The organism is Vreelandella piezotolerans (assembly GCF_012427705.1).
GTDB lineage: Bacteria > Pseudomonadota > Gammaproteobacteria > Pseudomonadales > Halomonadaceae > Vreelandella > Vreelandella piezotolerans.
This window is the reverse complement of sequence record NZ_CP048602.1, coordinates 637,467-658,983: the sequence shown is the minus strand read 5'-3', so window position 1 is coordinate 658,983 and position 21,517 is coordinate 637,467. Positions and strand designations below refer to the sequence as shown.

Here is a 21,517-nt window from a genome sequence, read left to right as displayed (position 1 = left end):
CCTCGGCTTACGTCGTCCAGTAAACGCCTAATGTACCAGTTGCCCCACGGTGCCCGCGAACCGCTGCTTGTTGCGATACGGGTACACGTCGATCACCCGCCCCTCCAGAATCGCCCGCTGTAGTGTCAGCCAGTAGTCCGGGTCGAACAGCTCCGGATGCTGCTCCATGAATAGTGCGCGCAGTTCCGGGTTGGCAAACATGAACGGGCCAAACTCTTCGGGGAAGATATCGTTGGGGCCAATGGAAAGGCTGGTACCGCCATCCATGTAACTGTCGACCCCCTGGGATTTGGGAATATGGCGGAAGCGGCACTCGGTGAGATAGCTCACCTCGTCGTAGTCGTAGAAAATCACCCGTCCGTGGCGAGTGACGCCAAAATTCTTCAGCAGCATATCGCCAGGAAAAATATTCGCTGCTGCCATCTGTTTGATGGCGTTGCCGTAATCTTTTAGCACCATCACTCGCTCATCGGCGCTGCACTGCTCCAGGTAGATATTCAGCGGCGTCATCATTCGCTCGGTGTAGCAGTGCTTGATGATCACCTTGTCCTCTTTCAGCGACACCGTGGAGGGCGCAACCTCAAGTAGATGGGCCAAACACTCCGGCTCGAAGTGGTCCTGGCGGACGATAAAGTTGGAGAACTCCTGGGTGTCGGCCATGCGCCCCACCCGGTCGTGGCGTTTTACCAGCCGGTACTTCTCCCGCACGATGGCGTGGGTGACCTCTTTGGCAGGGTCGAACTCATCCTTGATGATCTTGAACACGGTGCGAAAGCTCGGCAGCACGAATACCGCCATCACCATGCCCCGCACCCCCGGCGCGATCATGAAGCGCTCTTCGCGCTTGGCCACCTGCTGGTTCAGCGCGCGGAAAAATTCGGTTTTGCCGTGTTTGAAAAAGCCAATGGCGGCGTACAGCTCGCCCTCGGGCTTGTGGGGCATGAGCTGTTTTAGATAGGCGACGAACTCTCCCGGCACCGGCACGTCTACCTGGAAATAGGCGCGAGTGAACGAGAAGATGATCGACACTTCATCGGTTTCGGTGAGGACCGTATCCAAGTGCAGGCAGGGGTCGCCCCCCTGCTGCTCGCCAAACCCTTCCCCATGTAGAACGGGCAGCACCAAGGGGACCTGCTCGCCGCCACCTAGAAGTCGCCCCACCAGATACGCCCCTTTGTTGCGGTAAAACACGCTGTTGAGTAGTTCTACCTGGGCATCGTCTGCCTGCCAAATTGCAGCAGGGAGCTGAGCTTCCAGCAATCCAGCGCCGAGCTGGCTGTCGCGCTCGACGTCGGCAAAGGGGGACTCGAAAGGAGCTTCGCTCAGCGCCCAAGCGAGCGCCCCTGCCCAGTCACCTTTGACGTCATACCGACGGCACAGCTCGATGCCTGAGCGGTGCGCGGCATCCTCCCGGGAGCTGTAGACGAACATCCAGTCATTGCGGATATGGCGATGCTGAAACACCGAACAGAACAGCGAATTGAAGAAGGTTTCCGCCAGCTCGTAATCCAACCGCTGGCTGATCAACTGGGCGTAGTGTCCGCGTGCTTCCTGCCAGGTTTCGCAGTGGGCCAGCACCTCCTGGGCAAAGGTGCGCTGCAATCGACCGAGCGTATCGCCCACTTTTTCACCGTAAAGATTAATGCGCGCCGCGGAGGCTTGCTGCGCCTCTCGCCAGGCGGCGTCGCGAAAGCGGCGGCTGGCATCGGAAGTGATCTGCTTGAAGCGGGCACGGTACTCATCGAAACCGTGCAACACGGTGGCCGCTAGGCGGTACGCGGGGGAGTGTTTCATCACGCGAGCTCACGTCGAAAGAGAGCTTCCCAGAGTCCGTGAACGGCCCACTACATACGAGACGACCTTAGTCCTGTAAATGTCAGCCCTGTCAGTGTTAGCCCTGACAGTGTCAGCTCTGTGAATACGGCGCAATGGAGGCAACCTCCAGACGAAACGGCCCCGCGGTGCGGTCGGCAATCAAAAATCCGAGCTGGAGAATAGTCGATGGGTCGAGAGCCGGCGCGCTGGAAAGCAGCGTGCCCCGGCGCACCGCATCGAACTGCGCCCAGGTGAATCGATGCGTTTCCCACTGGTGAGCCGTGGGCGTGAAGGCCACCCGGTAGGCGCTGGCCTCCTCTAGCGCGCTGCTTTTGAACCGTAGCTGATAGGTACGACCATCGCCACGCACGCGCAGCGTAACGCCTAGGCCGTGGGCTAGGGTCGGCTCGAAACCGTCTGGTTCACGGCGCACCGACCGCCGTTTTCCAACGACACCTCGCCATAAAAGCAGCCAGCACCCGCTTCCAAGCGAAAGCCGCTGTGGGACACGCCGCCCATCACGCCATCGTCCACCGCGTACCAGCGCCGCTGCTCTGCCTCGGCCATGTTCGATTCGTTAAAGTTCAGCATCCTTCGAGCTCCTCCTTGTCCGCCAAAGACAACGCCCCTGAGCAAGAGCCCAGAGGCGCATTGACATGGTTCAGACTAGGCGATGCGCCGCCGTGATTACAGCTTTGCGGAAGCAGCCGCCGGAGCGACGGGCTCGGCCTCCTCCGGCGAGGCGGTCACTAGCGCGAACTCCTCTTCGGCGGTTTTCGCCACCAGATGGTGTTTGCTGTAGAGGAAGTAGTACGCCGCTCCAGCAATGAACAGCAAGATGGTGTAGTTGAACGCCCGAGGATCGAAGGCATAAACGCCGGTCAGCGCGACGAGCGAGAGCACCAGCGCGATGCCTGACGTCACCACGCCGCCTGGGGTTTTATAGGGGCGCGGCAGATCGGGCTGCTTGAGACGCAGCCAAATATGGCTAAAGGCCATCAATGCATAGGAGATAGTCGCACCAACGACCGCCATGCCTAACATCAGATCGCCTTCGCCGCTCAGCGACGCGAGAAAACCAAAGATGCCGGGCACTATCAGCGCTAAGTAAGGCACTTTACGCTCGCTGGTCAGCGACAGCGGTTTGGGCAAATAGCCTGCTCGAGAGAGCGCGAACACCAGGCGACTGTAGCCATAAATGATCGAGAAGAAGGAGGCGATCAAACCCGCCAGGCCCAGCACGTTGACCAGGGTCGCCAGCGTCGGGTTACCTGCAGCATTCAAGGCATCCACCAGCGGCACGCCACTTTGGCCAATCATCTCCGCACCTGCGGCACCGGCTAACAGCACCACCACGAGCAGGGCGGTGAAGAGCAGAAACAGCATGGCACCGATAATGCCTTTAGGCATATCGCGAGCAGGGTCTTTCGCCTCTTCGGCCGCCAACGGCACCCCTTCAACGGCCAAAAACAGCCACATACCAAAAGGCAGCGCCGCCCAAATGCCGTACCAGCCAAAAGGCATGAAGGTGCTCGCACCCGCCGCCTCGGTGGGGGCAATATCGAACAGGTTGGCCGCATCGAAGTCACCAATTAGCGCTACCGCAGTGGCCAGAATGGCAAAGACCGCCAAACCGCTGATCACCATCATCACTTTCAGCGCTTCCCCCACACCCGCCAAGTGAATGCCAATGAACACCGCATAAAACAGCAGATACACCAGCGGCCCGTTAACGCCTAACAAGGCCTCTACCGCCGAGCCGATAAAAATCACGATGGCCGCCGGGGCCAGCGCGTACTCGATCAACACGGCAAGTCCAGTCAAATAGCCCCCCGCAGGCCCCATGGCTTGCCGAGCGAAGCTGTAACCGCCCCCAGCGGCAGGAATCGCAGCGGACATTTCCGCCAGTGCCAGCACCAGCGCGAGGTACATCAGCGCCATCAAACAAGCAGCAATCGCAAACCCGCCCCAGCCTGCTTCAGCGATGCCAAAGTTCCAGCCCGCAAAGTCACCGGAAATGACATAGGAAACCCCAAGCCCCGCGAGCAGCATCCAGCCTGCCGTACCTTTACGCAGCTGGCGCTTGGCCAGATACGCCTGATCAACCGTTGGTTGTGTCATCGTTTTGCCCTTTTCAGTGTGGAACGCAATGGGTGTCAGCGGCGTGCTGTGGTCCTGGTTCCGTCTTGTTTTTGGGAGAGCCATCAGCGGTGTTATTGAAATGACGTCAGCGGTGTTATTGAAAATATCGTTAGCGTTGTTGCGCGTGGTGACCGTCAATCGGCCACCAGGAAATTTCGAGTCGAACCGCTGCCGCCCTCCAAGACGTTATCTTCGCTGCGATCTTTGAGCTTCACGCCGGAGAGCTTGCGCTCCCGCGCCTCGGTCAGCAGCAGCAGCAAACGCCGGGCCGCTTCTTCATACGCAAGCCCGGCCGGGCGCACGTTGGAGATGCAGTTGCGCCGGTCATCTTTTAAGCCCACCTCGGGGCTCCAGGTCATATACAGCCCTAAGCTATCTGGGGAGCTAAGGCCGGGGCGTTCGCCGACCATGACCAGCACCGCATCGGCGTTGAGCAGCGCGCCCACCTCGTCGCCAATGGCCACGCGCCCTTGCTCGACAAGGATCAGCGGCGCGAGCTGCCATTCGTTCTTGTCGCGCCCGAATGCGTCATACAGCGCGGTAAGAAACGGGATGCTGTTTTGCTGTACCGCCAGCGCCGAGAGGCCATCGACGATCACCACCGCCAGATCGAACCGTTGGCCGCCCTCTGCCGCCTGCTGCAGCGTCTGCCGGGATGCCTCGTTAAGGCGTCTGCCGTAGTCGGGCCGCTGCAGGTACATTTCGCGATCCTCTGCGCGGCTGTGCACCGCAAGCGGCGCGGTGCTCAAACCAAGCGCTTGGGTCAGCTCCTCGGCCAGCGCCTCACACTCCAGCGGGCAGTGAACCGCATCTTGAGCTTGGGCATGGGCGAGTTGAAACGCGAGCAGCTGCTTGGTGGGCAGGCTCACCCCCGCGCGCCCCAGACCAATGCGCGCGTCGGTAAAGGCGCGCAGGCGCTCCCAGGGGTTTTCAATGACGATAGGCGCAGTGGTTTCCTGCGTGGGTTGCTTAGGCATTTCAGTCGCTCCCCTTCGGCAAGTGGCGCAGGCTGTTGGCAAAGGCGGCGGGCAGCTGGTCGTTAAGACGATGGGTGCTCACATCTTGGAAGATCTGCATCTTGGCCAGCCACTGTTCGAACTCTGGCGCGGCTTTTAGCCCCAGCACCCGACGGGCATAGAGCGCATCGTGAAACGACGTGGTTTGATAGTTGAGCATGATGTCGTCAGAGCCGGGGATGCCCATCACGAAGTTGCAGCCCGCCACGCCCAGCAGCGTCAGCAGATTATCCATATCGTTTTGATCGGCGTTGGCGTGGTTGGTGTAACACACGTCGCACCCCATCGGCACACCTAAGAGCTTGCCGCAGAAGTGATCCTCCAGCCCGGCGCGAGTGATCTCTTTACCGTCGTAGAGATATTCAGGGCCAATAAACCCCACCACCGTGTTGACCAGCAGCGGATTGAACTTGCGCGCCACGGCGTAGGCCCGGGCTTCGCAGGTTTGCTGATCCAGCCCGTGGTGGGCGTCGGCGGAGAGCGAGCTGCCTTGGCCGGTTTCGAAATACATCACGTTGCGACCCACGGTGCCTCGGTTCAACGTTTGTGCAGCGGCTTCGGCTTCCGCCAGGGTGCTCAAATCGAACCCAAAGCTGCGGTTGGTGGCTTCGGTGCCGCCAATGGACTGAAACACCAGATCCACCGGTGCGCCCTGTTCAATGGCTTCTAGCGTATTGGTCACGTGGGTCAGCACGCAGGATTGCGTAGGGATCTCGTATTTCTGGATCACGTCGTCCATCAGGCGCATCAGCTTGATGCTCTGGGCGACGTTATCGGTAGCCGGGTTGATACCAATCACCGCATCGCCGCTGCCATACAGCAGGCCATCGAGAATACTGGCCGCGATGCCGGTGACGTCATCGGTGGGGTGATTGGGCTGTAAGCGGGTCGAAAGCCGCCCCGGCAGCCCAATGGTGTTGCGAAATGCCGTGGTCACTTGGCATTTCTTCGCCACCAGCATGAGGTCCTGGTTGCGCATCAGCTTACTCACCGCCGCGGCCATTTCCGGCGTAATGCCGGGCCGGGCAGCGGCCAGGGCTTCACTGGTGGCGTGGTCCGAAAGCAGCCAGTTGCGAAAATCGCCTACGGTCAGGTGCTGCAGCGGCGCAAACGCCTCTGCATCGTGGTCGTCGATAATCAGGCGGGTGATTTCGTCCTGCTCGTAGGGGATCAGCGCCTCGTTCAAAAAGGTGGTGAGCGGCAGCTCCGCCAGCACCATTTGGGCGACGACCCGCTCTTCTGCGGACTCTGCCATCACCCCAGCGAGGCGGTCGCCCGAGCGCGGCGGCGTGGCTTTGGCCATCAGTTCGGCGAGCCCGCTAAAGCGATAGCGGCGGCTCCCCACCGTGGTGTGATAGGTCTGCGCCATGGGCCTTCCCTTCTCTTACTTGTTCGATACTCAAGGCACGGTATGCGCGTTGAGGAACAAAACTTGCTTGTTCTCACAATAGCGCTATCACTTAACGGGGAGTATCGAGTTTTGGCAAAACACACCAAGGCTATAAAAACCAATAAGAAACAGCTGGTTAATAACGACAACAAGGCGTGGACGCTAGTCGGTCACGCCACTAGGAGCGGGTGATGTCCTCGACGCCGACTCAAAGCGCACCAAAAAAGTGCATTCAAGAAGCCTTCGATGCCGATGAGCATGCGCAAAATCTGACCCGCTGGCAGCAGCAGTACGATCAGCTCACCCCGGGACGTTTTTACGGACGGCTGGATGAAATTGCGCTGCCTGCCCTTCAAGTCTTCAAAGAGCACACGGGCCAAGCGCTGCGTCAGGAGTGTCGGGTGTGGGAGGACTCACTGTGGCTGGGGATTCCACCCCGCTCGGCGGGGTCGCGTATCAATGGACAACCCCTCGACGCACAGCAAGTGATGTGCCGCCCCGGCGGGCGCGATTTTGAATTGGTGACCCCGGAAGCCTTCGATATTTACGGGGTGGTGATACGTCTACCGGCGTTATACGCCGCTGCCGAGCGCCAGGGCATCACGCTGGATGAGCAGTGGATGACTGCGCCCCGCCGTCATGTGAACCCTGTCACGCTGCGCGCCTTACTGTTTCTTTTGGAACGCCTGTTAGGCCAGCAGCAGAGCGCCATCGCCGAGAGGCTACATCAGGATATTCTCTTGACTGGCCTGTTAGAGCTGCTGGATGCCCAGCAGCCCAGCAAAGAGCTGCCTCCTAGCTACGTTCACCGAAAGGCCGTCGTCGACCGGGTCAAGCAGTATGTCGATGAGCATCTAGAAGCGCCGATTACCATGGAAGCATTATGCGAGCTGACACATGTGAGCCGACGCACGCTGCAATATAGCTTTACGACGATTTTAGGTATCAGCCCGCTGCAGTTTCTAAGACTAACGCGGCTGAATCGCGTTCGCCGTGCGTTACGCGCGGCCGAGCCGCCCCAAACGGTCACCGAGATTGCGACGTACTGGGGCTTTTGGCATTTGGGGCAGTTCGCCCACGACTACAAGCAGCAGTTTGGTGAGTGCCCGTCGCACACGCTCAATCAGTCTCCAAGCGGCACTATGTCAACCAGTGCTTAGCAAACTGCTCGGCACTCAGCGGTCGGCCATAGTAATACCCTTGGGCCTGGGTACAGCCCATGGCCAATAGCGCCTCACTCTGCGCTTTGGTCTCGATGCCCTCTGCAATGGTTTCCAGCCCTAACGTTTTGGCCATGGCGATGATAGTGGCCACGATGATGCGATCATTGTCGCTAGTGAGCATATCGCGCACGAACGAGATATCGATTTTGATCCTATCGGCGGCAAATCGTTTTAAATAGGCCAATGACGAATAACCGGTACCGAAGTCATCGATCGAGAGCCCCATGCCATGCCCCTTCAATATCTCGGTGATGGCGATGGCATCGTCTGGGTGGGCCATGATCCCGCTCTCGGTGATTTCGATACTCAAGGCGTGAGGAGACACGCCGTGCGTGCGGCAACTGGCCAGCAGCGTCGCCACCAGATCGCTATCTTCGAACTGGTCGGCCGCAATGTTGATAGCTAACGGCCCTTGCAGTTGCAGACCTTGACGCTGCCACTGGGCTAACTGCTGGCAAGCTTTATCGATGACACAGTTTCCTAGCGGCACGATCATTCCACGCTCTTCGGCAATGGCGATGAACTGCCCGGGCGAGACGTCTCCCAACTCGTCATCCCACCAACGACACAGCGCTTCCGCCCCAATGAGTTGGCCACTGCGCATATCCACCTGCGGCTGAAAATGTAAGTAGAACGAGTGGTTCGCAATCGCCAGTGCCAAGCGCTTGGCAATATGCAGCTGTTGTGCGACCGCATGCCCCATCCAATACTCGAACGTACGCGTCGACAGTTTCTGGCGCTTTGCTTGGTACATAGCGATATCGGCATGCTTCAAGAGCGCTTGCGCCGATTGACCGTGGGCCGGGTATAGCGCGATTCCCACGCTCACTGACAGTTCAGACGAGTGCTGCTCTATCATGATCAGCTCATGGAGACTCGCACAGAGGGTGTCCGCTATTTGTTGGGCGTGTTGCTCGTCGTTCGCTTCCTGACAAATGATCACGAACTCGTCTCCACCTAGCCGGGCGACAAACTCTCCCGTAGGCAGTACGCTGCGAAAGCGCTGCGCGACTTCTTTTAGCACCAAATCACCGACATCATGGCCAGCGGTGTCATTAATCTCTTTGAAGTGGTTGAGATCGAGCAGCAATAGCGCAAAAGGTAGCTGCGCTTCGGCGTTGACACACTGCTCGAGCCGCTGCATGAAAGCCGTGCGGTTGGGTAACCGAGTGCCCGCATCACAATAGGCCAGTTGGCGTATGCGAGCCTCGTCACGTTGGCGGCCAAGTTCGGACGCTGCTCTTGCGGCGAATATTTGCAATACCGCGCTGACGATTTTCGTTTCCGAGAGCGGTGCCTTGAACATCACGCCAATAATGCCGATAGGACGCCCATGGGCATCGTCCAAGCGTCGACCAACGTATGCGTTGACCCATGACAGTGCGCCATTGGACTCGACCGGCAAACGAATACCAGCCCCTTCGAGCACGATACATTCACGCTGTGTCAACACGTCCTGACAGGGCACGCCTGCCAAATGGTAGCTAAACGCAGGCTGACGCTCGCCGTTAACGTAGAGCGACAACACATTGGCAACGTTGGGGTCCTGATCGTCGAGCGTCGCAATGAAGCCGACATCGGCAGCCAACGCGTTGGCCATATGATCGGTCAATTGCGTCAGGAAGGCTTCGCCGTGCTGCGCCGACACGGCGGTGGCCACTTGAGCCACCGCATGCTGGATACGCTGTTCGGCTTGACGGTGTCGAAGGCTGTCAATACCAAAGGCGATATCGTCAGCTAGTTCACTCAATAAGCGCACTTCGGCAGCCGTCATGGGCGCATCATCGCTTTGATAGAGCGTGATGACACCGAGCAGTTGCCCCCGATACGCCAACGGCAACGCCACCAACACGGCGACGTCTAGCGCCACCAGCGTGGCATCGTGCCCCGAAGCGTCGGGATCGAGCCGAGGCGAATATACCACCGGTGCACGGCGGGCCATCGCTTGGTGACGTAGTTCGCGGCTATAGCCCTCCACCAGCAGCTGCTTTGGACTTAACCAACCCGACACATCGGTTTCTCTATCGACACAGGCTTTTAGCCCCCCTTCGACGCCTTCCTCCCCAGGCAGACCATGAAGCACCCAAGCCGCCGTGTAGCCCCCGACGTCCACTAGAATACGGCACGCCGACTGCAGTAGCGACGTTTCATCGTGGGCGTGAAACCGTGCGTCATTTCCTCTACTCAGCAACCTCAACGCCCGTTGCTTACTGGCAATACGCTGATCGGCCTGATGACCGATGATCTGACGGGAGAGTTCGACGCCTGCTAACGAGGCAACGATACGCATGACCTCTTTCGTGTATCGAGGCAACCGAAGCGGTCGCGAATGCATGAGCACGAGAATCCCATGGCAGCGGCCCGATGCATCTGCCATGGGGACACCGAGATAACTTTCGACACTGAGCGCTGTCAGCCGAGCATCGTTAGGGAAGCAGGCACGCGCCTGGGAAGTGATATGAAAACAAGCGTGCGCACTCTTCACTCGCTCACAGGGGGTGCCACAAAGCAGATAGGAGGTCGCCTCGACAAACGTACCTTCGGACCACATGGCCAATGGCGTGGCGGTATCGCGATGATCGATACGAGCGACCAATGCGTGGTCGACGCTGAGCAACTTCGCCAAGGTGCTTGCTAAATGGTGAAAGAACCCGCTTTTATTGACGCGGGACAATCCTTCGGCGAGCTGTTTGAAAATTTCTGGTGCCGTCGTAGGAGACATGATATTAAGCGCCTTCGGGTTTGATAGGTAAGCCACGTTGGCAAGCCAAATGCTTTGATCAAAGCCGAATTGACCGCTGTGTGATCATCCCTGAACCATACAGTGATAGTGGCTGTTACGTTTGCACAGCTACCTTAAAGAGCATTGTCCGTCCTTGTTATTCATGCCAATGGATACCACCTGAACCATAGTGTTCAACAGGGATGTCTTTTAATTTAATGACTTAACGTACGGCAGACATCTCATCTCTTGCTCTTCCAGCCAACACTTCAAACAATAACGCTTAAGGCTATTACTATACGGCCTTTAAGTTTTAAAGAATCTCACCACGTTTTTATTTTAGATGATCAATTTAAATAGATTTAACTTTGTTAGTTATCGCCTTTCAGTACGCGTTGCAAAAAAAGCAGATGATGCCACTCATTATCAACCTGCGAAGGTGATATTCAACCTAAACAGTCCTTCATGTCAATAGGCCGTTCCCCAACCATTCAAGGTTATATGGAGGACCGTGTGAATAAAACCGAACAGAAACGGCTAGCTAGCAACATCGGCAGAGCCATCGCCAAACAGCGAATACGCAGCCAGTTGACCCAAGAAGAAGTAGCCGAACGCCTTGGGGTTGGCAACGAAGCCGTTTCTCGAATCGAGCGAGGGCGAGTTATTCCCAATATTATACGCTTATTAGAATTAGCCGAGATATTCAACTGCGAAGCAGCGGAGCTTTTAGGCCAAGCCAGTATTCATGTCGATGATCAAACACACCGAATTAAAACGTTATTAGCTCCATTAAAACAACGTGATCGAGAGTTGATGTTAGAACTCGTAGAGAGCTTGGCCATACGTTTTCAACAAGACGAATCGACCGAAAAGTAGCCTCACGCCCAACGAACACCTCTTCGGATATCGCCACATCGCTTGGCGTTTGTCGTGGAATGCGCGTCATGTTTCCAGCGTTTTGGAGCTTATCAACGCTTCGTGCTATAGATACTGGACGGAGTAGCTATTGAGCACCTTATGCAGTGCGCATGATCCATACCCAGCATGACGCAACCTCTGCGCTAGCCCAACCGTCTCTTGAGGGGCCCTATGCTGAATACGACGACATGGAATCGCCTTCGCTATAGTGCCTATGCACCTTTCTATGATGCGGTCGTATCGCGAGCGTTACGTCGTCCACGGCGTGTCGCGCTCAGCCACGTCGACTGGGAGCCCGGTATGCGCATTCTTTTGGTGGGCGCAGGAACGGGCTTGGACCTTCCCTTCATACCCCATGGGCTAGAAATACACCTGACCGACCTTACACCTGGTATGGTCCGACGAGCCAGCGCCAGGGCCGAGCGTTATCAGCGAGATGTGGCTTGTCACGTCATGGATGCCACTCAACTGCTCTATCCCGATGAGCACTTCGATGTCGTCGTCATGCATCTGATTTTGGCGGTGATGCCCTGCCCCGAGCAGGGACTGACCGAGGCCTACCGTGTGCTTAAGCCTGGTGGGCAGCTGTGCGTTATGGATAAGTTCCAGCCCGATGACCAACCGTCGGGCTGGGGACGGCGCGCAGTCAACATCCTTACCTCCTTCATCGCAACCGATATCACAAGGCAAGCCACGCCCATGCTCCAACACGCAGGTTTTCGTATTCAGCGCGACGAACCGGTGCTCATGAGCGGCCTGTTCCGCGCACTGCTCGCAGTGAAGTAAGTGAGCGAAATTGCTAGCCATCAACAAAACTCTATACAATAAAATATCAATGTATAGATTTTGCACATAAATCGACATAGCATGACTGTCCTGCTTTATGTCACCGACGAGGACGCGCCATGCCTAAAGCGGCGGTCAAACGCTTTCGCTGCCTACCCGAGGATGAGCAGTCACGCGTCATCGAAATGGCCTGGGAAGACCGCACGCCTTTCGAAGCCATCGAGCGGCTCTTTGGATTGGACGAATCCGATGTGATCGAGGTGATGCGTCACCAGATGAAGCCAAGTTCATTCCGCCTATGGCGCAAGCGGGTCACGGGCCGCACGACCAAGCACCGAGCCCTGCGTTCGCCCGATGTCATGCGTGGCTACTGCCCTACTCAATACAAGCGCTAAGCTTTTCTTCTCACCGCTGCCTAATGCCTCTCATTTCACTGGCAAAGTCGCCGTGCCGCCCACGTTCATGTCGCCATGACAGGATATGTTCAGCCGCCACTAAGTGTTATATTATCACATAATATATAAAAGTGAGAGGACCTATCCGTGTCTGCATTTTCTCCCCTATCCGTCACCGTGCTTTCCGGCTTCCTGGGTGCCGGTAAAACCACCGTGCTCAATCATATTCTCGCCAATCGCGAGGGCCGACGTGTTGCAGTGATCGTCAACGACATGAGCGAGGTCAATATCGATGGTGCACTGGTGCGTGGCGGCCCAGGCGAGCCGACGCTGGATAGCGACGTCGCCTTGAATCGCTCGGAAGAGCGCCTCGTCGAGATGAGCAATGGCTGTATTTGCTGCACCTTACGCGAGGATCTGCTGGTGGAGGTGAGCCAACTGGCCCGTGAAGGGAAGTTCGATTACCTAGTCATCGAGTCCACGGGCATCTCCGAGCCGCTGCCCGTGGCAGAAACCTTTACCTTCGAAGACGAAAGCGGCCAGAGTCTTTCCCAGGTCGCAAGACTGGACACGCTGGTCACCGTGGTCGATGGCGCCAACTTCCTGGCTCAGTATCAGGAAGCGCAGAGCCTGGCCGAGGCGGGAGAAAGTCTGGGCGAGGACGATGAGCGCAACGTTGCCGACCTGCTGGTGGATCAGATCGAGTTTTGCGATGTGCTGCTGATCAGCAAGACGGACTTAATCAGTGAGACTGAACTGGCGTCATTGAAAGCGATTCTACGCTCGCTCAACCCGGAGGCCGAGCTGGTGCCCATCACCCAGGGCGGCGTCCCGCTGGACAAGGTGTTGGATACCGGCAAGTTCGATTTCGAGCGCGCCCAGCAGGCGCCCGGCTGGCTCAAGGAGATGCGCGGAGAGCACGTGCCGGAAACCGAAGAGTACGGCATTGGCAGCTTCGCCTACCACGCCCGCCGCCCCTTCCACCCGCAAAAATTTCACGACCTGCTGAATGCCGAGTGGTTCGGCAAGGGCCTGCTGCGCTCCAAAGGCTTTTTCTGGCTGGCTACTCGCCCCCGCTACGCGGGCCAGTGGAGCCAGGCAGGCGGCATTGCCCATCACGGCCCTGCCGGAGTGTTCTGGAAGGCCATCCCGGAAGCCAGCTGGCCGGAAGACCCGGAATACCGCCAGTTCATTCTGGAGAAATGGCAAGAGCCGTTTGGCGACATGCGCCAGGAGCTGGTGTTTATCGGCCAGAACCTAGATGAGACCAAAATGCGTGAAGCGCTGGACGACTGTTTACTCAGCGAGGCCGAACTATTAGAAGGGATGGAGACATGGCAGCAGTTGCCCGATCCATTCCCGGCCTGGGAGTAAAAGCACCACTTCACACCGACACCACCTCAGCACTGGCCGGATGCGCCAGCGCCTGCCAAGCATCATAGGTGGTAAAGAACACTTGGCCGGTGAGTTCGTGGTAGAACGCCGTGTGCTTTAGGCGATCCATCACTGGCCCTTTCACCTCGGCCAAGTGGAGCATGGCACCGGCGTCTTTCAGCCGACCGTTGATGACCTCCAGGCTCTCCAGGGCCGAAGCATCGATGACATTCACTGCCTGACAGGTGAGCACAATGTGCTTGATCGACGGCGAGCGGGCAGCCAGCGCCATGACGGTATCTTCGAGATAGCGAGCGTTTGCAAAATAGAGGCTTTCATCGATGCGCAGCATGGCCACATGCTCGTCGGTTTCTACCTGATGGCGCTTCACGTTACGGAAATGCTCGGTACCCGGCACCCGCCCTACCACCGCACTGTGGGGCTGGCTGGTGCGGTAAAGGTGTAACCCCAGCGAGAGCACCACCCCACTGATAATGCCCACTTCCACGCTGTGCAGAAGGGTCAGCAGCAAAGTAGCGACCATCGCCACCCCGTCACTGCGGGAGTATTGCCAGGTCCGCTTTACCGCAGGCAAATCAATCAACGTCCCCACTGCCACGATAATCGTGGCGGCCAGCGTGGCGGTGGGTAAAAGCCAGTAAGTCAGTGAGTAGCAGCGTGGCCAACACAATCCCAAGCGCGGTAAAAGCCCCCGCCAGCGGCGTCGCCGCCCCGGCTTCAAAATTGACCACCGAGCGCGAAAAACCGCCCGAAACCGGCGAGCCACTGCTAACGCCAGCGCCAAGATTCGCCATACCGAGCGCAATCAGCTCTTGGTTAGGGTCAATACGCTGACGGCGCTTGGCGGCCAGGGTCTGCGCCACGGACACCGACTCTACAAACCCTACCAAGCTGATCAGCAGCGCCGCCGGCAGCAGGCCGAGCCATAGCGATTGATCCAGACTCGGCAGCGTAATGGCAGGCAGGCCACTGGGCACAAAGCCCACCACATCGACCCCGCGCTGCTCCAGTTGGAGGCCCCAGGCCAACAGGTTGGTCACTACCACGGCCGAAATAGGCGCGGCTTTGACCATTAACCCTGCCCAACTGGCAGGCATTCCCAGCTTGGTCAGCCAGCCATTCAAACGCTTGCGACACACCCATAGATACGCCCAAACGCCAAGGCCAATGAGCAGCGTTATGACATTCACCTGCTGCCACTGGCCCAATAGCGCACGCAGCAGTTCCACCACGTTATGGCCGGATGCTTCGACCCCAAAAAATGTGCTTCAACTGGCTGATCGCGATCAAAATTCCCGAGGCAGTCACAAACCCAGAAATCACCGGATGGCTGAGAAAGTTGACTAAAAAGCCCAGCCGAAGCACGCCCATGGCGATAAGAATCAGCCCAGAGAGCGCGGCAAGCACCAGCGCCGCACCGATATACTCCGGGCTGCCCGGCGCGGCAAAACTGCTCAGCGCCGAGGCCGTCATCAGTGCTGCCACCGCCACCGGCCCTACGGCCAAACTCGCGCTGGAGCCAAAGATGGCGTATAGCACCAGCGGCAGCATGCTGGCGTAAAGCCCCATTTCCGGCGGCAACCCTGCCAGCATGGCGTAGGCCAGCGCTTGCGGCACCAGCATCAGCGTGACGATCACTGCGGCAAGTACATCCCGCGTGAGCAACCCCCGATGATAGGTTCGCAGCCAGCCGATTAGCGGCACCCAGCGCTCAATGTTCATGATGCAGTCTCATAATAGGTATCTGCTGATACGGGGCCTTCGTACTAGGGTTTTACTCATCTTCGCTTTTTATTGGACGCTCCGTTCAAGACCTTGGCGCTGATCTTCCAAGTCCACCCCTGCCGCATGGGCCGCCGTAAACAGTTCCGCCAAATCGCACTGCTCGTGCTGACGCTTGGCGTAGGCCCACAGGTGTGTGGCCCGCTTACCTGAGCGGCAAAACGCCAAGAGAGGGCGCGGCAGCTGTTGGAGCGCTTCAGCAAAGGCGCGGATGTCAGCTTCGCTGTACTCGCCTGGCTTCACGGGGATATACACCCAGGCAAGGCCAAGCTGCTCGGCTTTTTCGCGATAGCGCGCCTCGTCGGGAAAGTCTTCGCTCTCACCCTCGATGCGGTTACACACCACCGCATTGAAACCACGCGCTTTTACCTCTTCCAACTCATCCACCGCCAGCGCTGAGGTGATCTCAACGCCTGGCTCCAATGGCTTCGTTTGCATGACCGAGCACACCTCCTATTGGGTTGGATAACCTTAATCCCAGGCCGCACCTTCCAGGGCATCCAGGGGGATTTTCAGATAGCGCTTGCCGTTGGCTTCTGGTTCCGGCAAACGGCCGCCGCGAGTATTCACCTGCAGCGCGTGCAAAATCAGCTTGGGCATGGGCAGCTCGATATCCCGCTTGTGGCGCAGGGCGATGTACTCTTCCTCGCTTTTGCCTACCAAGTGCGGGTTGTTGGCTCGCTGCTCATTGACGCTGCTCTCCCACTGCGGTTCACGGTCGTCGGGCATATAGTCGTGGCCGGTGAACAGCCGCGTATTGCCCGGTAGTGCGAGAATCTGCTGGATGGAGTTCCATAGGGACTTGGCATCCCCACCGGGAAAATCGGCGCGCGCCGTCCCAAAATCAGGCTGGAAAAGGGTGTCATGCACAAAGGCGGCATCACCGATGACGTAGGTGATGGAGGCCAGCGTATGGCCAGGCGAGTGCAGCACGCGGGCGCTGAGTTCTCCAATGGCAAACGTATCGCCCTCCACAAACAGCGTGTCCCACTGGCGGCCATCGGTGGGCATCTCTGGCCAGTGATAAATCTCCTTCCATAGTGCCTGCACTTGGGTGACGTACTGGCCAATCGCCGTCGGTGCGCCGGTTTTCTGTTTTAGGTACTGGGCTGCTGAAAAGTGGTCTGCGTGGGGGTGCGTATCCAGAATCCACGCCACTTTCAGTCCCTCTTCCTCGATATATTTCAACAGCGCGTCAGCGCAAAAGGTGGCCGTTGCGCCAGACTTTTCGTCGAAATCCAGCACCGGATCAATAATCGCGCACTGCTTGGTGGCAGGGTCGCTGACGATGTATTGGATGCTAAAGGTACGTGGATCAAAAAAGCCCGCAACATCAGGTGAGCCTGTGCCTGTGCTTTGAGAAAGGGCAAAGGTCTGCATGCTTATCTCCCGGCTACTTGAGTAGGGTTGCCTGACGCCAAAGCGCCAAAAATTGTTATAAAGATAGCTGATTATGAAATATAAGCAATAACAACCACAAAAACGCCGCCTCCCTGCTAACAGGGGGCGGCGACAATAAGAGCGACGATGGAGCAATCAATACGGGCTAGAACGTTTTCTCCAACGCAAAGCGCGGCTGGGTGTTCCCTTCTTTCGTCACGCTCTCCATGAACATCGCCAGCGGGCGCACCCAAAGACCGTAGTCGCCATATAGCGCGCGATAGACTACCAGCGGTTCTTCGCTTTCGCTGTGCTGGGCGGTGCCCATCACTTCGTAAAGGCTGCCTTTGTAGTGGCGGTAAATACCGGGAACGGGAGTGGTCATTCGTTTTCCTCTTGAATGGCTTGAGTGGCGGAGGGCTGATTCGCTTTCTTGGCGAGGCGCTCCAACACTTTGGAGGCGGCCACGAAGCCAAAGGTCCCGGTGAGAAAGGTCGCCGCGCCAAAGCCAGAGGCGCAGTCCAGCCGTGTAGCCTCGTTGCTGCCGGGCTTTTGCAGGCACACTTCGCCGTCGGCACTGGGGTAGATCAACTGCTCATCGGAGTAGACGCACTCCACCGAGAAGCGCCGCTTGGGATTGCGGGAGAAGCCGTAGTCGCGGCGCAATCTTGAGCGCACTTTGGAGAGCAGCGGGTCGTGCTCGGTGCGGGTCAAATCCGCCACTTGAATGCGCGTGGGGTCGGTCTGCCCGCCCGCCGCGCCGGTGACGGTAATCGGGATTTTGCGCCGCTTGCACCAGGCAATCAGCGCGGCCTTGGCGATGACGCTGTCGATGGCATCCACCACGTGGTCGGCATCGTCGGGTATGCGTTCGGCCAGGTTGGTGGGCGTGACGAAGGCGGTATCCGCGATGATCTCGATCTCGGGGGCAATCAGGCGGCAGCGCTCGGCTAGCACGTCTACTTTGGGCTGGCCAATCGTACCATCCAGCGCGTGGAGCTGGCGGTTGACATTGGAGACACACACGTCGTCCAGATCAATCAGCGTAAGCTTGCCGATGCCCGAGCGAGCGAGCGCCTCGACCGTCCAGCTGCCCACACCTCCGACCCCGACCACCACCACGTGGGCACGGCGAAATGCCTGCGCCGCACGCTGGCCGTAAAGGCGCCGAATACCGCCAAAACGGAAGTCATAATCGCTAGAGGAAGTCGTGGATTCATTCAATGACATGGGCTGGCTCACAGGGCTTGCAGGGCAGAAGGCGTGGCGATGGGCGGCGTTCGCACGCTATCTAGAGGTAGATGCCCCTGCCAGCCAAACTGCTCGAACAGATTTTTCATCGTCTCATCCACGGCGCAGCTGAGCTGAATACGCTTACCCAACAGCGGATGATCGAACGCTAAATAGGTGGCGGCGAGCAGCAGCCGAGGGGCAGCCAGCTGCTCGGCAAAAAAGCGATTGTGGACACTTTTACCGTGCTTGGCGTCGCCAATGATCGGGTAGCCACGGCGAGATAAGTGGCGGCGTATTTGGTGTCGCCGACCGGTCAGCGGCCGTGCTTCTACTAACGAGTAGCGCGCCACCGGGTAGCGGTCTACCTGCACCGGCAGCTCGACGCTATCCAAGCGGCGAATATCGGTCATCGCGGGCATGGCAGGCATCTCCGCCTTGGGGCGCGTGCCGTCCTCCTCCCTGAGCGGGTAGTCCAGCCGCTCCTGCTCCGGTGCTTTACCGCGTACTACCGCGAGGTAGCGCTTCTCCACCTGGCGTTCGCTAAAGCCCTCGCTGAGCAGGGCGGCGGCCTCGGAGGAGAGGCCAAACACCATGACGCCGGAGGTCGGCCGATCCAGCCGATGTACTGGGTAAACCCGCTTGGCCAGCTGGTCGCGCAGGCGCTGGAGCAGAAACTCGGTTTCTCCACGCGCCAACGCTGAGCGGTGCACTAATAGGCCGGACGGCTTATGCACCGCTACAAGATGCTCATCCTGATAGAGGATGGTGAGTGGCTGCATGGGTCTCCTCGCAACGTAGGCCGAGAACACGGCAATAGGGGTATGTCGTCGCTGGCTATTGTCGCGACTTAGGGCGCTTATGTCATCCGCTGGGGCGAACGTAACGCTGCGCTAGCGCGCCCATGCTCTCCTTGTCGTGTGGCTGAGCCCTTAGGTCACGAGCGCAACCGAGGGCTCGCATCGTTCTGGCAGGGGAGGCAGCAGGCAGCTACCTTGAAAGAGTGCCCTGGAGCAGGGCTTCCATGGACAAGGAAAGGAGCAACCAAGATGCGCTATCTACTACCCCTCACCGGTATCGCGGCGAGTATGCTATTGGCCACGGCGGCTCACGCCAACGAGTCGTTGGATGTCGAGATGCATAAGGTCAGCGCCGACGGAGTGGAGGAGTCCATCGGCACGGTGGCCATCGAGCATACCGAGCACGGCGTTCTGCTGACGCCTTCGCTGACCGATTTGGAACCGGGCGTTCATGGCTTTCACGTTCACCAAAATGCCAGCTGTGAGCCCGCTGAAAACGACAGCGGCGAAATGACCGCCGCGCTATCGGCCGGTGGCCACTATGATCCTGAAGAGACGGGCACCCACCAAGGCCCCTACGGTGACGGCCACTTGGGCGACCTGCCCGTGCTGACGGTAAATGACGACGGTGAAGCCAACCTGCCGGTGCTGGCCCCGCGCTTGAGCATGGAAGACATGCCTGGGCGCAGCCTGATGATTCACGCCGGGGGCGACACCTACGCAGATGAGCCTCATCTCGGCGGCGGCGGCGCACGCATGGCTTGCGGCGTGATCTCTTCTTAACGCTCGATCAAGGCCACGTTTAGCACTGGGCAGCCTTGTGGCTGCCCATTTTATTTTGTGTATCAGCGACTAACGTCGCAGACCACTAAAGTCGTAAAGCACTTATCGACACGTCTCTGTACATTCACCCCGGCTAAATAAGCGTGGCTTGCTGCCTAGCCGTTCGCTTGACACCCTCCCTGACCAGTTGAGTGCTTTTTATGATTACGTTCATTCTCTCGATAGTGCTATTAGTCGTGGGTTACTTTACCTACGGCAAGTTCGTCGAGCGCGTGTTTGTCGCCGATCGTAAGCGTCAAACACCGGCGTTCAGTATGCGCGACGACATCGACTATGTACCGATGAATACCACGCGCAACTCGCTCATTCAGCTGCTGAACATTGCCGGGGTAGGCCCCATTTTCGGCCCTATCCTGGGGGCGCTCTATGGCCCGGTGGCGTTTGTATGGATCGTGATTGGCTGCATTTTCGCAGGTGCGGTTCACGACTACCTGACCGGCATGATCTCCATTCGCAACCACGGTGCTCACCTTCCCCAACTGGCGGGTAAGTTCCTGGGCAAAACGATGAAGCACGTGGTCAACGGCTTTGCGATCTTGTTACTGCTGTTGGTGGGCACCGTGTTCGTCACGTCGCCTGCGGCGCTGTTGGCCAACATGACATCGCTATCGCTGACACTGATCATCCTGGCGATTTTTGCTTACTACCTGATCGCAACGCTACTGCCCATCGATAAAGTCATTGGGCGTATTTATCCCTACTTCGGAGCACTTTTGCTGTTTAGCGCCGCAGGCATCGGCATTGGCTTGGTCGTCACGGGCGCGCCGATCCCTGAGCTGTCATTCCAGAACATGCACCCGGATAGCGCACCGATCTTCCCACTGCTGTTCTTGACCATTTCCTGCGGCGCGCTGTCGGGCTTCCACGCCACCCAAACGCCGATCATTTCGCGCACCACTGAAAATGAAACCAACGGGCGTAAGATTTTTTACGGCATGATGATTGCCGAAGGCGTGATTGCCATGATTTGGGCGGCGGCCGCCATGAGTCTTTTCCAGGGCGAGCAGTCGTTGTCTGACGTGTTGGCGGCAGGCGGCCCAGCCGCTGTGGTCAGCGAAGTCTCGACCACCATGCTAGGCGCCGTGGGCGGCACGCTGGCCGTATTGGGTGTCATCGTGCTGCCCATCACGTCGGGTGATACGGCGTTTCGCAGCGCGCGCATGATCATTGCCGATTATTTGAAGGTAGAGCAGAAGCCCATCGTCAAGCGCATCGTGATTGCGCTGCCGCTGTTCGTGGCGTCCTACGCGTTGACACATATGGACTTCACGCTGCTATGGCGCTACTTCTCCTGGGCCAACCAAACCACCGCCGTGATCGCGCTCTGGACGGGCACCATGTACCTTGTGCTCTCGCGTAAGCCGTACCTGATCACGTCCATCCCGGCAGTCTTCATGACCATGGCAACCTTCACTTACCTGGCCTATGCACCGATTGGCTTTAATCTGCCGCTGCAAACCAGCTATATCGTCGCCGCCCTTGGCACGCTGGTCTGTATCGCGCTGTTTATGAAACGGGTACGCCGCCTGAGCCGCGCCACGTTTAGCGTGGATGAGCCGGTGCCTGGTGCGCTGGATCAAGACGCTACGCTGGCCACGAGCAGTCGATAAATATCAGGTCAACACTTTGCATTGAAACGCAAAACGGGCAGCCCCAAGGGGCTGCCCGTTTTGTATTAGC

19 protein-coding genes and 1 pseudogene are annotated in these 21,517 nt (G+C 58.3%); 7 read left to right on the top strand and 13 right to left on the bottom strand.

Going from position 1 to position 21,517, the window contains the following annotated elements; all coding sequences use genetic code 11:
• Positions 1 to 27: 27 nt before the first annotated feature.
• From aceK to GYM47_RS03015, 6 genes are all read right to left on the bottom strand, one after another.
• Positions 28 to 1,794 carry a bifunctional isocitrate dehydrogenase kinase/phosphatase gene (gene aceK / locus GYM47_RS03035; RefSeq protein WP_153843496.1) on the bottom strand — a complete coding sequence of 589 codons (1,767 nt, stop codon included), beginning with the start codon at positions 1,792 to 1,794 and terminating at the stop codon, positions 28 to 30.
• Between the two features lie 112 nt (positions 1,795 to 1,906).
• A complete protein-coding gene (locus GYM47_RS03030) occupies positions 1,907 to 2,248 on the bottom strand; it encodes a CIA30 family protein (RefSeq protein ID WP_269202178.1) in 342 nt (113 codons plus the stop codon).
• The gene (locus tag GYM47_RS18460) at positions 2,212 to 2,406 is read right to left on the bottom strand and encodes a CIA30 family protein (RefSeq protein ID WP_269202177.1); all 195 of its coding nucleotides are present in this window, start codon (positions 2,404 to 2,406) and stop codon (positions 2,212 to 2,214) included. Before GYM47_RS18460 ends, GYM47_RS03030 begins: the two co-directional genes overlap by 37 nt.
• Positions 2,407 to 2,502: 96 nt before the next feature.
• Positions 2,503 to 3,936, bottom strand: coding sequence for an ethanolamine permease (eat, locus tag GYM47_RS03025; RefSeq protein ID WP_153843495.1), 1,434 nt, complete (start codon positions 3,934 to 3,936; stop codon positions 2,503 to 2,505).
• A gap of 155 nt (positions 3,937 to 4,091) precedes the next feature.
• On the bottom strand, positions 4,092 to 4,934 hold the full coding sequence (gene eutC, locus GYM47_RS03020) for an ethanolamine ammonia-lyase subunit EutC (RefSeq protein ID WP_153843494.1): 843 nt from the start codon (positions 4,932 to 4,934) through the stop codon (positions 4,092 to 4,094).
• Between the two features lies 1 nt (position 4,935).
• On the bottom strand, positions 4,936 to 6,342 hold the full coding sequence (locus GYM47_RS03015; RefSeq protein ID WP_153843493.1) for an ethanolamine ammonia-lyase subunit EutB: 1,407 nt from the start codon (positions 6,340 to 6,342) through the stop codon (positions 4,936 to 4,938).
• Between the two features lie 212 nt (positions 6,343 to 6,554).
• On the opposite strand from GYM47_RS03015, the gene GYM47_RS03010 reads away from it, so the two are divergent.
• Positions 6,555 to 7,523 (top strand): helix-turn-helix domain-containing protein, encoded by a 969-nt coding sequence (locus GYM47_RS03010; protein WP_153843492.1) that lies wholly within the window; start codon positions 6,555 to 6,557, stop codon positions 7,521 to 7,523.
• Here GYM47_RS03010 and GYM47_RS03005 read toward each other — a convergent pair.
• Entirely contained in the window at positions 7,504 to 10,308 is a 2,805-nt protein-coding gene (locus GYM47_RS03005; RefSeq protein ID WP_153843491.1) for a sensor domain-containing phosphodiesterase, read from the bottom strand. The genes GYM47_RS03010 and GYM47_RS03005 overlap by 20 nt on opposite strands.
• 513 nt (positions 10,309 to 10,821) lie before the next feature.
• On the opposite strand from GYM47_RS03005, the gene GYM47_RS03000 reads away from it, so the two are divergent.
• The 4 genes from GYM47_RS03000 to zigA all read left to right on the top strand — a co-directional run bounded on the left by GYM47_RS03000 (position 10,822) and on the right by zigA (position 13,781).
• Positions 10,822 to 11,184: a helix-turn-helix domain-containing protein gene (locus GYM47_RS03000; RefSeq protein ID WP_168444429.1), complete on the top strand. Its 363-nt coding sequence runs from the start codon at positions 10,822 to 10,824 to the stop codon at positions 11,182 to 11,184.
• A 213-nt stretch (positions 11,185 to 11,397) separates the two neighbouring features.
• On the top strand, positions 11,398 to 12,012 hold the full coding sequence (locus GYM47_RS02995; protein WP_153843489.1) for a class I SAM-dependent methyltransferase: 615 nt from the start codon (positions 11,398 to 11,400) through the stop codon (positions 12,010 to 12,012).
• A 119-nt stretch (positions 12,013 to 12,131) separates the two neighbouring features.
• Positions 12,132 to 12,407: a TIGR03643 family protein gene (locus GYM47_RS02990; protein ID WP_153843488.1), complete on the top strand. Its 276-nt coding sequence runs from the start codon at positions 12,132 to 12,134 to the stop codon at positions 12,405 to 12,407.
• 147 nt (positions 12,408 to 12,554) lie between these two features.
• Complete coding sequence (gene zigA / locus GYM47_RS02985; RefSeq protein WP_153843487.1) at positions 12,555 to 13,781, top strand: zinc metallochaperone GTPase ZigA; 1,227 nt, start codon at positions 12,555 to 12,557, stop codon at positions 13,779 to 13,781.
• Between the two features lie 10 nt (positions 13,782 to 13,791).
• Here zigA and GYM47_RS02980 read toward each other — a convergent pair.
• From GYM47_RS02980 to GYM47_RS02955, 6 genes and pseudogenes are all read right to left on the bottom strand, one after another.
• A pseudogene (locus GYM47_RS02980) lies at positions 13,792 to 15,524 on the bottom strand (SulP family inorganic anion transporter).
• 69 nt (positions 15,525 to 15,593) lie between these two features.
• Positions 15,594 to 16,022 carry a protein tyrosine phosphatase family protein gene (locus GYM47_RS02975; protein ID WP_153843486.1) on the bottom strand — a complete coding sequence of 143 codons (429 nt, stop codon included), beginning with the start codon at positions 16,020 to 16,022 and terminating at the stop codon, positions 15,594 to 15,596.
• Positions 16,023 to 16,055: 33 nt separating this feature from the next.
• Positions 16,056 to 16,964, bottom strand: coding sequence for an MBL fold metallo-hydrolase (locus GYM47_RS02970; protein WP_153843485.1), 909 nt, complete (start codon positions 16,962 to 16,964; stop codon positions 16,056 to 16,058).
• Between the two features lie 166 nt (positions 16,965 to 17,130).
• Complete coding sequence (locus GYM47_RS02965; RefSeq protein WP_153843484.1) at positions 17,131 to 17,349, bottom strand: DUF1653 domain-containing protein; 219 nt, start codon at positions 17,347 to 17,349, stop codon at positions 17,131 to 17,133.
• Entirely contained in the window at positions 17,346 to 18,194 is an 849-nt protein-coding gene (tcdA, locus tag GYM47_RS02960; protein ID WP_153843483.1) for a tRNA cyclic N6-threonylcarbamoyladenosine(37) synthase TcdA, read from the bottom strand. The genes GYM47_RS02965 and tcdA overlap by 4 nt, the downstream gene beginning before the upstream one ends.
• Before the next feature lie 8 nt (positions 18,195 to 18,202).
• Entirely contained in the window at positions 18,203 to 18,976 is a 774-nt protein-coding gene (locus GYM47_RS02955; RefSeq protein WP_153843482.1) for a pseudouridine synthase, read from the bottom strand.
• Between the two features lie 267 nt (positions 18,977 to 19,243).
• Between GYM47_RS02955 and sodC the strand changes: the two genes are divergently transcribed.
• Together sodC and GYM47_RS02945 are read left to right on the top strand one after the other, a co-directional pair.
• On the top strand, positions 19,244 to 19,777 hold the full coding sequence (gene sodC / locus GYM47_RS02950; protein ID WP_139528368.1) for a superoxide dismutase family protein: 534 nt from the start codon (positions 19,244 to 19,246) through the stop codon (positions 19,775 to 19,777).
• Positions 19,778 to 19,977: 200 nt separating this feature from the next.
• Entirely contained in the window at positions 19,978 to 21,447 is a 1,470-nt protein-coding gene (locus tag GYM47_RS02945) for a carbon starvation CstA family protein (RefSeq protein ID WP_153843481.1), read from the top strand.
• Positions 21,448 to 21,517: the final 70 nt, after the last annotated feature.